Genomic DNA, 11531 nt, shown 5'->3' with positions numbered 1-11531 from the left:
TATGACAGATCAGGCAACGCGGCTGCGACAGATGGTCGGTGCCGAGGGAGAGCCTGCCCCCACGGAGGCGCAGCCGCCTCCCCCTGCGCAGCAGACAGTGCCGGAACGGCCGATGCTCTCGTCTGCTCAGGCGAAGGCATGGGCAGATGTACGCGTCGTTGCGATCACCAGCGGGAAGGGCGGTGTCGGAAAGACCAACATCGCCGTCAATCTGGCGATTGCAATGCGCGATAAGGGGTATCGCGTGCTCGTCATCGACGCCGACCTCGGAATGGCGAATGTCGACGTGATGCTCGGCACCTCGTCGCGGCGCCATCTGCTCGATCTCCTGCGGCCGGAGATCAAACTGGACGATGTGATCGTTGAGTCGCCGCATGGTGTTCAGTACATCTCGGGCGGCTCGGGCATTGAGAAGGCTCTGGAATATGATCGTGCGGAGAAGCTGCTCCTGCAGCAGAAGCTCGCCGACTGTGCCGCGCGTGCCGATGTGATCCTCGTTGACACAGGCGCGGGGCTGGGGCGCAACGTGATGGACTTTATTCTCGCGGCGGACGAGGTGATCCTCGTGACAACGCCGGAGCCGACCTCGCTGACAGATGCGTACGCCGTCATGAAGGCGTACAGCATCTACGCCGTACAGAAAAATCTCCGCCTCGTCATCAATCGTGTCTATGAGCCGAAGGAGAGCCGTGAGGTTGCACTGAAACTCCAACGGGCCGCAGAGAAGTTCCTGCACATGCCCGTGGACTGCCTCGGCTATGTCTTTGAGGACGCATCCGTGACGAGGGCAGTACGGCGTCAGCAGCCGCTCATCAAGGCGGCACCCACATCTGCGGCGGCGCGCTGCATTGATGCACTGGCAGAGGCGATTATCACCGGGGAAGAAATGAAAGTAAAAAGAGGCTGGAAAGGTTTTTTGCAACAAATTTTTAACTTTTCGGCTTAGCCAAGGAGGAAATTTTAGATGGCGGGCGAATTGGTAGAGGCAAGGAGTATTTTATTCATCGGACAGCGATTGGAAATATTCTTTGAAAATACCGAGGAGGGGACTTCCGGATATACCAGCCGCATAGAGGACATTGTCGGCGATGAGCTCGTCGTCGCGATGCCCGTGGATGAGCGGCTCGTTCCGATCATCCCCCGTGTCGGCGAGAATCTGTATGTACTTGCAGGGGGCGATGGCTGTCACTATCGCTTCTTTAGCGTACACCGCGGGCATGGACGTCATGATGGGCGCATTCCGACGCTGCGCATTTCCATCCCTGAGTTTGTCGAGCGCTTCCAGAAGCGTGGGCTATTCCGTACCAAGGTAAATCTTACGGCGACGATCCGCCACATCGACGCCGAGGGGACGATTGATGCGCCGACGAATGTGCCGATCGTTGATCTCAGCGGCAGCGGACTTTCGTTTATTTGGCCGCAGCGCCTGCCCATCGATACCGGCGTGGCACTCGATATCAATGATATTCCCGGCATTGGGACGATTGAGATGATGTCGAAGGTGATGCGCGTAACGCGCGTGGAGCGTGAGGACGATACGCCGGTCTATCACATCGGCATCCAGTTTCTGGCATTGTCACGCAGCATGAGGGATAAGATTGTCCGCTATCTCTTCCAAGTGCAGCGTGCTCAAGTGGAGCGCGTGAAGAATGACTGATTTACAGCATTATGAGACCCATGTCCGCGGAGCCCCACAGAACCGTCGGATCGTCGCCATCGGCTCATCGACAGGTGGGCCGCAGGCCCTGCAGACGGTCATTACGGGGCTGCCGGAGCATTTCCCCTGTCCCGTCGTCATCGTTCAGCACATGCCGGCAGGATTCACAGGAGCACTGGCGGAGCGTCTGAACGGAGTTGCCCGTGTTGAGGTTCGGGAGGCCTGCGACGGCGATGTGCTGCGGCCCGGCTGCGTCTATATCGCGCCGGGGAACCGGCAGCTGCGCGTTCGGCAGGAGGCGGGGGGGCGGCGTATCGCACTCAGCGATGAGCCACCCGTTGGGAACCACCGTCCTGCGGTGAATGTCATGTACGACTCTGTGGCGCATCTAGGAAACGATGTCATCGCCGTCATCCTTACGGGGATGGGCTGCGACGGCAGGGAAGGGATGCGCCGGATCAAGCAAAATGGCGGCTACTGCATTGCGCAGGATGAAGCGACCTGTGTCGTCTACGGAATGCCAAAATCTGTGGTCGATGCGGGGCTGGCCGATGAGATATGCCCATTGCCCAAGATCGCGGGAGCGATTCAGGCGGCTGTGAGAAGATAGGAAGTAGGGGGAATATCAATGGATAACCAGTATATGGATATGTTCCTGGATGAGTCGCATGAGCATCTGCAGTCCCTGAATGAAGGGCTTTTGCGCCTCGAAGAGAACATGGAGGAGATCAGTGCCGTCAACGACATCTTCCGCAACGCTCACACGCTGAAGGGCATGTCTGCGACGATGGGCTTCGCGAAGATCGCGGAGCTGACGCATGAGATGGAAGACGTCCTTGACCTTGTCCGCAAGGAAGAGCTGAAGCTCAACGAGGACATCATAGACACGCTCTTCAAGTGTCTTGACTCACTGGAGCAGATGGTGGATAGCGTCGGCAACGGTGAGGCGGAGGATGTCGTCGATGTCTCCGACCTCGTCGCTAAGCTCAGCTCTATCTCCAAGGGAACGCCTCCTCCGGCTGCAGCTCCTGCTGCAGGGGGAGCTTCGGCTGCCCCTGCGGCGGGTGATGCATCTGGCGGAGCGGGGAGCGATCTCGGCATTGATGACATTGACCTCGATGTCATGAAAAAGGCGAAGGACGCTGGGATGAACGTCTTCCATGTCAAGGTTACACTGATGGAGAGCTGTGTGCTCAAGGCAGCGCGTTCTGTCATGGTCATGCATGCATTGGATGAGATTGGTGATGTCATCAAGAGCGTTCCCCCGGCGGAGGATCTCGAGCAGGAGAAATTTGAGCGCAGCTTCGACGTGGTGATTGCCACAAGTGCTGACACGGAGGCGGTGAAGAACGCCGTTGATACGGTCTCAGAGATCGAGGATATCGGTGTAGAGGAACTCGATCCCGATGCACTTGGCAAGCAGATTGAGCCAGCTCCTGCCGCTCCGGCAGCTGCGGCAGCACCTGCGGCAAAGAAGGCGGCACCTCCGGCAAAGAAGGAAGGCGCAAAGGCGGCGGCTCCGAAGAAGCAGCACCAGAGCCAGAGCGTTCGTGTCGACATCGAAAAGCTCGATACGCTCATGAACCTCATGGGCGAGCTGGTTATCAACAAGGTACGTCTTGAACAGATCGGACAGACCCATCGCATGAGTGACCTCATGGAGACACTCGAACAGATGGATCGTGTGACGGGTGATCTGCAGAACATCGTCATGAAGGTCCGCATGGTTCCAGTCAGTGCCGTGTTCAACCGCTTCCCGCGCATGGTGCGCGACGTATCGAAGGAACTGGGAAAGGAGATCAACCTCACCATCGAGGGCGAAGAGACGGAGCTTGATCGTACTGTTATCGACGAGATCGGCGATCCGATCATGCATCTTCTGCGCAACTCCCTCGACCATGGCGTTGAGAGCCCTGATGCGCGTGAGGCAAAGGGCAAGCCGCGCGTCGGTGAGGTCGGGCTGATTGCGCGTCACGAAGGCAATAACGTCGTCATCATGATTACGGATGACGGTGCGGGCATTGACGCCAATAAGATTCGCCGCAAAGCGGTCGAAAAGGGCATGATCACGCAGGATGAGGCAGACCGCCTCGACGATACAGATGCCGTCCGCCTCATCTTCCTGCCAGGATTCTCCACGGCGGAGCAGATCACCGATATCTCGGGTCGCGGCGTCGGCATGGACGTTGTGCGCAGCAAGATCGAGGCACTCTCCGGGCACGTCGATGTAGAGACGCATATCGACGAGGGATCCATCTTTAAGATCAAGCTCCCGCTGACGCTCGCGATCATCCAGGCGATGCTTGTCCGCGTACAGGAAGAGATGTACGCCATTCCGCTCACCTCCATCGACAGCACGGTCAACATCGAGCCGACGGATATCCAGACCATCCAGAACAAGGAGGTCATCGTCCTGCGCGGTGAGATCATCCCGATTGTCCGCATGGAGGAGGCACTGCAGGTTCCGCATGTGAAGGACTCCGAGGAGCTCTTTGTCGTCGTTGTCCATGCCGGCGAGGCGAAGGCAGGCATCGTGGTGGACAACCTCATCGGTCAGCAGGAAATCGTGATCAAGACACTGGGGAACCTCTTCGCCGGACTCAAGCTCTTCGGCGGAGCAACGGTGCTTGGCGACGGTAGAGTTGCACTCATTCTCGATGTCGCAACGATGATTCAGCAGTGAGCAGGGGAGGGAAAAGAAGATGGCAGAGGATATGAATCGGGGCGGCGCGCCGCAGAACAACCAGTACGTGGCATTCAACCTGCGTGATGAAGAATATGGTGTCAGCATTCTGAACGTGCAGGAGATCCGCAATCTCACCGATATCACCCGTGTCCCCTATTCGGCGGACTTCATCAAGGGTGTCATCAATCTGCGTGGTGCTGTTCTTCCGGTCATTGATCTCAAACAGCGCCTTGGTCTCGCGGAGACGCCGTATACCGACCGCACGCGTATTGTTACGGTATCTGTCGAGGATGTGCACGTCGGCATGCTCGTCGATGCAGTGACAGAGGTGCTGAGTCTCGAAAACGCGCCTATCGATACGAAGAAGGCAACCAATGCGCGCGAGAGCAGCAAGTTTATCAGCAGCATCGGAAATATCAGAGGACGACTGATCATTCTGCTCAATCTGGAGGAGATCGTCGGCCTCAAGGAGGCAAAATAACACAGGAGTGTGCAGTGAATCCTTGAGGAATTGCACCGCATGAGAAAAGGATTGAGTCGATGACTGTAGAAGGGGAAGACCTGACAGCTCTGTCGGATATGCAGCTCGATGTGCTGCAGGAGATCGGAAATGTCGGCGCGGGTAATTCCGCGACGGCACTTTCCCGTCTGATCCAGCATCGCATCGAGATGAATGTGCCGCAGGTGGCACTGGTTCCAATTGAAGATGTACCGGAATTTGTCGGCGGACCGGAACTCGTGGTCGTCGGTATTTTCCTGCGCGTTTACGGAAAAGCACCGAGCAACATCCTTTTTCTCATTCCGCGTGACAGCGCGTTTGCTCTCGCGGATACGATGTGCGGGCGTGAGGTCGGAACAACGACGACAGAGCTCAGCCCGATGGATGAATCCGCATTGATGGAGGTCGGAAACATTCTTGCTGGCTCATACCTCAATGCGTTCTATAGTTTCACGGGGATCAGCATGCTCCCGTCCGTGCCGGCACTTGCCGTGGACATGGCGGGGGCGATTCTCAATGTTGTTCTGGTTCAGCTTGGAGAAATGGGGGATCATGCACTCCTCATAGAGACGAATTTTGTCGCGGATGACCGCAGCATCAAGGGGCATTTTTTCCTTGTCCCCGATCCGGGCTCATTGGGCAGCATTATGAATGCGGTAGGAGTTGGATGATATGCCGAATTTGATCAAAGTCGGCATGGCCGACTACAAGGTCGGTGCGGCTCCCGCCACACTCATCAGCTATGGGCTTGGTTCCTGCATCGGCCTTTCACTATATGACCCTAAGGAAAAAGTGGGCGGCCTGCTCCACTATATGCTGCCGGACAGTAAGCAGGCACGCCCCTCCGATACACCGGCGAAGTTCATCGATACGGGATTTCCGCTCATGCTGGCGGACGTTCTGAAACTTGGGGGGGTAAAGTCCCGTCTCGTTGCAAAGATCGCGGGCGGAGCGCAGATGTTTGCGTTCTCCAACTCGACGAGCGTCATGCGCGTCGGCGAGCGAAATGCACAGGCGGCAAAGGATCTTCTGGCGGCACATGGCATCCGCCTCATCGCCGAGGATACGGGGCTCAACTATGGACGCACCGTATCCATCGACTTGAATGACGGTACGTATACCGTCAAGACCGTCAGCAAAGGGGATAAAACCATCTAGGGGGAAGGTGATTTCTTGTTCAAAGTGGGGATGGCGCTCGCATTTTCGGTGATCGCTGCTCTCGTCGTTTTTTTGACGGGGCTCTTTACCGATGCGCGTATTGGCACAGCATTTCTGCGCAGCCTCATCGCGTTCGTCTGTGCCGGTGCATTTACCTATCTTGTCACCTTCATTCTCGAGGCAAAAGGTTGGACAGCGTACGACAAGATGCCGGACGAGCGCATGGAAGATATGAAGAAGATCGTTTATGATGCCGATGACATCGACTTTGACGCAGAGGACGACGGCGCAGAGGATGCAATTGCCTTTGCTGAGCCCAAGGATTTCCGTCCGCTGTCGGCGGAGACGCTGACGCACATGACGTCACCGGATGAGGTGCATGAGCCGCCGGTGGATGAGACGTCGACGGGTGAGGAACCCACAGCAGTGGCCCCGGCGTAGAGCCGGCGGATGCGCGGAGAGGAGATGATGCAGATGGCGGAGCCGATAGAAGAGGATATTGAGGCTCTGTGGAAGGCGTATGAGACGGAAAGGACCGTTGAGGTGCGAAACCGTATTGCCGAACACTATCTCCCTCTCGTACGCCTGGTTGCCGGACGCATCGCCATCAGCCTGCCACAGCACGTCGATCGGGAGGATCTTCTGAGCAGTGGGTTCTTTGGCCTGCTCGATGCGATCGAGCGATACGAGCTCACACGCGGCAATAAATTTGAGACCTATGCGGGCGTACGCGTACGCGGCGCGATCCTTGACCACCTGCGTGCAAAGGACTGGATTCCCGTCAGCGTACGTCAGAACATCAAGCGCTATGAAAAAGCTGTAGCTCATCTGGAAGGGACTCTTGGGCGTACGGCGACAGATCAGGAGCTGGCGGAGGAAATGGATCTCAGCATAGAGGAATTACATCGTCTTGAGAGCCAGGTCAGTGCAGCGACCGTGATCCCCCTTGAGGAGTATCTCCGCACCGATGCTCAGGCATCCCTCGAGGATGGTCCTGTGGAGCATGCAGAGTGGACGGAGATCAAGGAAACGCTTGCTGCTGCGATTGAAAAACTCCCCGAGAAGGAGCGGACGGTCGTGGCGCTCTACTATTATGACGAAATGACACTAAAGGAGATTGCGGCTGTTCTCCACCTGTCGGAGGCGCGCATTTCCCAGCTGCATACGAAGGCAATCTTCCGTATGCGGGGCTCTCTGGCACGGATGAATGATGTTGGTTAACCTGCGCATCGCCCCGACGAAAATCGTTGTAATCGAAGCGCAATTATGAAGGATCTGGAGTGGGACTTATGGAACGTATCGTTGGGGGAAGAAAAGAGGGCTTTCAGCTTGCCCTGCGTGAGGATGGAGCCTACCTTACCGTTTATCCGGAGGAGCCGGATGCGGACGTCGTTGACCTGTCCGCTTTGCGTGAGAAGATCGAGGCAGCGGGCGTTACGGACTACGATGTCCTCCAGCTCGCGCATCTCGTGCGTGCGGCGGAGGGGGTTGAGGAAAAACTTAACGCTGCCGCTGAGAATGGGGAGGATAACCTCACCATCCCCTTTACCATCGAGATCCCGAACGATGCAATGTCGGCAGCAGTACGCTTCGACGATAAGAAGGGAAATCTGCCGCCGTCCGTCGCGGATGTATTGGATGCGCTGAAGGAGAAGAAGGTCGTCTACGGCATTGACCGCGCAGCGATTGGGCGCGGCGTTGCGCGTCTCACTCCCTTTATGGCGGCGCGCGGGACAGCACCCGTCGCAGGCGAAGATGCACGGCTCGAAAAGAAATTCGACATGGGCGTCAAGGGGCGTCCCGCAGAGCGAGCCTTTGACCGCGTCGACTACAAGGACATGAACATCTTTCTTCGGGCGGCAATCGGTGATGTCCTTGTCGTCCGTATCCCGGAGACACAGGGCATCCCGGGGAAGAATGTATTCGGCGAGGAGGTTGCGTCGAGACCCGGAAAGCCGATCAATCTTCCACAGGGAAAGAATACCAAGGTGGTCAACAACGACGAGCTGGTCGCCGTCATCGATGGGCAGATCGTCGATGACGGGAAGAAGGTCAGTGTCGACCCACATCTTGTCATCGACAGCAGTGTCGATGTGGGCACGGGCAATATTGACTTTGCCGGCAGTGTGGAGATACGCGGTGACGTCGAGAGCGGCTTCTCCGTCAAGGCAGCGGGCGATGTTGAGATCAAGGGCATGATCGGCGGTGCGGAGGTCGAGGGGCGCAACGTCATCGTACACGGCGGCATCCGCGGCATGAACGTAGGGAAGATCCATGCGCGCGAGGATGTGAGCATTGCCTTCGTTGAGAATGCGAACATCACAGCAGAGCGCGATATCTTCGTCAATGATGTCGTGCTTCACTCGGTGATGCGCGCAGGGCACCATGTCACTGTTGAGGGGCAGCGCGGATTTATTACGGGCGGCTCCGTTGGGGCAGGGGAGTCCATACGCGCAAAAATCCTTGGGAATAACTTCTATGTGCAGACCAACATCAATGTCGGCATCGATCCGAATCTCAAGCACAAATACGACAACCTGCTGAAAGAATATCAGGCGGCGGATAAACAGCTGACCCAAGTGCGGCTTGCCCTTGAGACACTGAAAAAACAACCGCTCATGAGTCTGTCGGAACGCCGTCGAGAGCAGCTTGCCGAACTGACCCATGTGCAATTCCCGCTGGCGACCAAGATCAAGCGGATGAAGGAGGAGCTGGAGGAGATGCGCGAGGAGTTGGAGCAGATGAAAAACGGCTCCGTCGAGGCGTCGGATACCATTTTCCCGGGGGTCAACATCATCATCAGTGGGGTGAAAAAGACCGTGGACAGCGAACTGCGCCATGCTAAGCTGCGGGTTCTTGAAGGGGAAGTCGTCACAGGCATTCTGTAGAAAAGGAGACAGTACCATGAACGTCACGCCAATCAGCATGCAGATGATGATCCCGCAGTCCAATGAGGCGGGGAATGTTCAAAGCAATATGCAGAACCAGGTCAATGTTCAGCAGACCTTTGAATCCCTGCGCCAGAAACAGGATGCGGAGCTCGCACGTCAGCAGGTGCGTGCGAAGGAAAAGGCGAGTGACGACGCGCGTGTCAAGGACGATCCGGAACGAGAACGCCGTCAGGGACAGCGTGGAAGGGGACAGGGCGGACGAGAGCAGCGGGAGGATCATGGTGCAGAACTCCTTCAGCGGCTTGCTGCTGACCCCAATCGTGGTGTGCATCTTGATATTAGCTTGTAGGGAGGCGGCCTGTTATTATTTCCATCACCGAAATCCTAGGCGCACTCATCATACTGGGAGCTGTACTGCTCCTCATCGTGCGCTACATTATCCATCGCCGCCAGCGCAGCGAGGAAGATGATGAGGAACTGGCAGAATCCATCGAGAAACTAAAAAAAGAGCTCCGACAGTCGGCGGACACCATCATCAAGCGCCTAGGCACCCACGTGACAAAACTCGAAGGACTCCTGCGTGAGGCAGATCAGCGGTGCACGCAGCTGGAAACGCGTGTGGCGGATGCACAGCGCCTCGAGTGGGCACTCCAGCAACGTATCGAAGAACTCGAACGCCGTCTTCGCGACCTCGGCGGAACCGTGCCCCCTGCGGCCTATACCGCATCACGCGCGGGCACTGTTCCTCCGATGCCGCCTTCGGTTCAGCTGACGGAGGCGCAGCGCACGGACGGCGATGCCTTTGCCGCCGTCCTGCATCAGTCCATCCTGCGCGAGCAGATGCGCAGTACCGCTCCCGCAGCGATGCCCGCTGCACCGCATCCGCAGCAAACCATGCAACCTGCGATGCAGGTACAGCCACAGGCACGTCCCGTTGCGCCTCCGCCACCTGTGCCGCAGCAGACGCCGGTTCCCGCACCACGGGAAGAGGACGGTATGCCGGAGGAAGAGATGCAGCCCGCCGCGCAGGAAGATGAGTCCATGGGCAAGGCACGCGCCCTCCTGCGCGCCGGACGCACCATCGAACAGGTTGCGCGTGAGACCGGTGTCGAGATCGGTGCGCTTCGCCTGATGAAGCAGATGACGCAAAAGGATTGAGAAAGAAACAAATCCGACACTTGACGGACTTCATTTTTATCGGCGATTCCTTGACAAGATGCGAAAAGGTCGGTATAATAGCCACTGTTCGGGACGTAGCTCAGCTTGGTAGAGCGCTTCCTTGGGGTGGAAGAGGCCGCAAGTTCAAATCTTGTCGTTCCGACCATTCTTTTGAACATTGCTGGAGTATTCAGTATGTGATGCTGAGTACTCTTTTTATTATGGGTAAGCGTACGTGTAGGATTGAGCGATGCCGTTTTTCAGAATCAGCGTTGAGGTGACTTGAAAACAGAGGACAAATCTGCTAAGATAAAGATACAAAAAGAGAGACACCGCAAGGCGTCACCTCTTCACGAATTACGGATTAACCGCTCACGTTTTGAAGGACAGGGCGGTTATCTCTTTTTTTATAGCAACGATCAAGCTAGTGACGAGTACAATCACTAAGATAAACTCGTAATAACCCATAGTGCACCACCTCCCGCTTATAGAGTTGGAGAGGTGAAGAAGTTAGCCGCCTTTGCCTTTAGTGGTTCTCTTCAGGCATTATACAAATGCTTTTCGGAAAGTGCAAGCAGCAACGATTTGGATGAAAAGTTGGTACATGGTCTTGCTGCTATTGACAGAATCTATACAAACATCTTGCGAACGCTGTGTGAATCTGTTATCATAAAGACAGAAAAGGAGGACCCCTCTCTGGCGGCTGCTTCTTCACATGGCTATGAAATACACCGCTCACGTTTGGGACGTAGGGGCGGTTTTTCTTTTGCAGCGTGATCGGACGGATGGCGTATGCGGCATCTGTCGAAGGAGGGCAGGTATGGATGTTATCGTAGATCGTGGCGTGCTGCAGGTGCTGCTGCTCGCCGTGATGTTTCTATCCATTATGGTAGAGATCAAGACGGGCGGGCTGGGCGTCGGTGTCCTGCTCGGGATTGTCGCGGCAGCGGTGTTCTGGGGCAGCCAGTATACGCGCGGTCTGGTGGAGTTCTATCACATCGCGGTGTTTCTTGTCGGTGTGCTGATGATCATTGTGGAGATCTTGCTGCCAACGGTCGGACTGCTCGCGGGGCTGGGCGTTGCAGCGATGCTCTACAGCATAGTGCTCGCGCTCGGCGGCGACATCGGCGCACTCGCTGCGCTCGGCATCGCGCTTGCCATCTCTGTGGCGGTATTTCTGCTCGTCGTTGCCCGTCTGCCATCGAGCCGGCTGTGGAACAAGCTGGTCCTTCACAATAGCTCGCGCACGGAGGAGGGCTATGTCAGTGCCGTTGGGTCAGTTGATCTCATTGGGAAGATGGGCAAGGTGCTCACGGAGCTGCGGCCTGCGGGAACGGTACAGATTGACGGCCGCCCTGTTGATGTCGTCTCGGAGGGCGCATTTATTGAAAAGGGGACGCGCGTTGTCGTCCTGTCTGTGAGCGGCAGCCGTGTGGTAGTACGTGAGGCATAATATTTCGGATGGATGAACATACATCTAGG

The 11531-nt window shown here is 56.7% G+C and carries 14 protein-coding genes and 1 tRNA gene; all 15 read left to right on the top strand.

Annotation, left to right across the window (positions count from 1 at the left end; all coding sequences use genetic code 11):
• Position 1 precedes the first annotated feature (1 nt).
• The 15 genes from ADJ74_RS01955 to ADJ74_RS01890 all read left to right on the top strand — a co-directional run bounded on the left by ADJ74_RS01955 (position 2) and on the right by ADJ74_RS01890 (position 11502).
• Complete coding sequence (locus ADJ74_RS01955; protein ID WP_050341500.1) at positions 2-946, top strand: MinD/ParA family protein; 945 nt, start codon at positions 2-4, stop codon at positions 944-946.
• Between the two features lie 18 nt (positions 947-964).
• A complete protein-coding gene (locus ADJ74_RS01950; RefSeq protein WP_050341498.1) occupies positions 965-1657 on the top strand; it encodes a flagellar brake protein in 693 nt (230 codons plus the stop codon).
• Positions 1650-2267 (top strand): CheB methylesterase domain-containing protein, encoded by a 618-nt coding sequence (locus tag ADJ74_RS01945; protein WP_050341496.1) that lies wholly within the window; start codon positions 1650-1652, stop codon positions 2265-2267. Before ADJ74_RS01950 ends, ADJ74_RS01945 begins: the two co-directional genes overlap by 8 nt.
• 18 nt (positions 2268-2285) lie before the next feature.
• Positions 2286-4340, top strand: a complete 2055-nt coding sequence (locus tag ADJ74_RS01940) for a chemotaxis protein CheA (RefSeq protein WP_050341494.1) — start codon at positions 2286-2288, stop codon at positions 4338-4340.
• Between the two features lie 19 nt (positions 4341-4359).
• On the top strand, positions 4360-4824 hold the full coding sequence (locus ADJ74_RS01935) for a chemotaxis protein CheW (RefSeq protein WP_050341492.1): 465 nt from the start codon (positions 4360-4362) through the stop codon (positions 4822-4824).
• A gap of 59 nt (positions 4825-4883) precedes the next feature.
• Complete coding sequence (locus tag ADJ74_RS01930; RefSeq protein WP_050341490.1) at positions 4884-5513, top strand: chemotaxis protein CheC; 630 nt, start codon at positions 4884-4886, stop codon at positions 5511-5513.
• A 1-nt stretch (position 5514) separates the two neighbouring features.
• Positions 5515-6000, top strand: coding sequence for a chemotaxis protein CheD (locus tag ADJ74_RS01925; RefSeq protein ID WP_009753953.1), 486 nt, complete (start codon positions 5515-5517; stop codon positions 5998-6000).
• A 15-nt stretch (positions 6001-6015) separates the two neighbouring features.
• Positions 6016-6441, top strand: coding sequence for a hypothetical protein (locus ADJ74_RS01920; RefSeq protein ID WP_050341488.1), 426 nt, complete (start codon positions 6016-6018; stop codon positions 6439-6441).
• 24 nt (positions 6442-6465) lie between these two features.
• Positions 6466-7221 (top strand): FliA/WhiG family RNA polymerase sigma factor, encoded by a 756-nt coding sequence (locus tag ADJ74_RS01915; RefSeq protein WP_170950799.1) that lies wholly within the window; start codon positions 6466-6468, stop codon positions 7219-7221.
• A gap of 68 nt (positions 7222-7289) precedes the next feature.
• Entirely contained in the window at positions 7290-8888 is a 1599-nt protein-coding gene (locus ADJ74_RS01910; protein ID WP_050341486.1) for a DUF342 domain-containing protein, read from the top strand.
• A gap of 16 nt (positions 8889-8904) precedes the next feature.
• Positions 8905-9240, top strand: coding sequence for a hypothetical protein (locus ADJ74_RS01905; RefSeq protein ID WP_009753957.1), 336 nt, complete (start codon positions 8905-8907; stop codon positions 9238-9240).
• Positions 9241-9317: 77 nt separating this feature from the next.
• Positions 9318-10049: a hypothetical protein gene (locus tag ADJ74_RS01900; RefSeq protein ID WP_170950783.1), complete on the top strand. Its 732-nt coding sequence runs from the start codon at positions 9318-9320 to the stop codon at positions 10047-10049.
• Positions 10050-10138: 89 nt separating this feature from the next.
• Positions 10139-10215, top strand: a tRNA-Pro gene (locus ADJ74_RS01895).
• A gap of 335 nt (positions 10216-10550) precedes the next feature.
• Positions 10551-10826 (top strand): hypothetical protein, encoded by a 276-nt coding sequence (locus tag ADJ74_RS11195; protein ID WP_138774477.1) that lies wholly within the window; start codon positions 10551-10553, stop codon positions 10824-10826.
• Positions 10827-10869: 43 nt separating this feature from the next.
• Complete coding sequence (locus ADJ74_RS01890; protein ID WP_050341482.1) at positions 10870-11502, top strand: NfeD family protein; 633 nt, start codon at positions 10870-10872, stop codon at positions 11500-11502.
• The last annotated feature ends 29 nt before the right edge of the window (positions 11503-11531 follow it).

The organism is Selenomonas sp. oral taxon 478 (genome assembly GCF_001189555.1).
GTDB lineage: Bacteria > Bacillota > Negativicutes > Selenomonadales > Selenomonadaceae > Centipeda > Centipeda felix.
Note: the sequence above shows the minus strand (reverse complement) of the source record. Positions and strands in the feature narration are given on the sequence as shown.